Consider the following 1,011-nt stretch of genomic DNA (forward strand, 5'->3'; position numbering starts at 1 on the left):
TTTCGTAACTAAGTTCCTAAACACTGGGTAATGGTTTCGCATGCGCACAGGCAAGCAACAATCTGTCCACCAAGCGATTTCCAAGCTTCCTGCGGTTGAATCGATACACGAACTCCTCAAGGTATCCTTGCTTGTATACAATCCGCCCGTGGTACGTACCATCGATAAACCTCTTGGCCAGGCTGATGACCTTGTCTATCCATTCGAACGTCTCATGGGCCTCCGGTGTACCCGACTTCGTCACTATATGGGACGCAGGCTCCAACTCCTTGGCACAGGCCACAAGCGTCTTGCTGCCGTCCGTCTCCCAGACGCAATTTGGTTTCAGCCGTCCGGATAGAACGGGAGCAACCACTTCCTTCGTGAGATTCGGTACTACCGCCATGGTGATGTACTTAGGCGTCCCACGCTCCATCTGAACGGCGACAATCACCGGGTCCTGATCCGAGCCCCTCCCACGCTTTCCTTTTCCATGGCTCTCTCCGCCAAAATAGGCGTCATCGATTTGCACGAGTCCTTCCAACTGATACAGTGCATTGCGATCAGCCATGGCCTTGCGGATTTTACGCAACATGTTCCATGCGGTGGGATACGACACTCCAATATTCCGTTGAATGGTTGTCGCAGCAACGCCTCGCTTGTCATTGGCCATCAGGTACACCGCAAGAAACCACTTGCGCAAATCGGTTTTCGTCTTATGAAAGATGGTGCCCGCCGTGACGGAAGTTTGCCGAGAGCAGTTTTTGCACTGGAATAAGGGCATTCGTTCTTCAGCCTCTTTCCGTGAGGAGCTTACAACTTCGCAATACTCCTTGCTGCCGCACTTCGGGCAAACAAAGCCATCTGGCCAACGTAGCTCAAACAAACGCTCCTCGCAGGCACGAATCGTGGAGAACCGTTCCTGAAACTCAAGAAGTGTCATGGCGATCACCCCAAACATACGTTCTATATCGCCATTCTACCACCTACGCTCCACTTTTCAATCGGAACTTAAAAGACTTGAGATGTATG

1 protein-coding gene is annotated in these 1,011 nt (G+C 51.7%); it reads right to left on the reverse strand.

Translation table 11 applies throughout. The features are described from left to right. Positions 1 to 16 precede the first annotated feature (16 nt). A complete protein-coding gene (locus AAC01S_RS18500; RefSeq protein ID WP_169794103.1) occupies positions 17 to 922 on the reverse strand; it encodes an IS1595 family transposase in 906 nt (301 codons plus the stop codon). Positions 923 to 1,011: the final 89 nt, after the last annotated feature.

The organism is Alicyclobacillus acidiphilus NBRC 100859, assembly GCF_001544355.1.
In the GTDB taxonomy this organism is placed as follows: domain Bacteria; phylum Bacillota; class Bacilli; order Alicyclobacillales; family Alicyclobacillaceae; genus Alicyclobacillus; species Alicyclobacillus acidiphilus.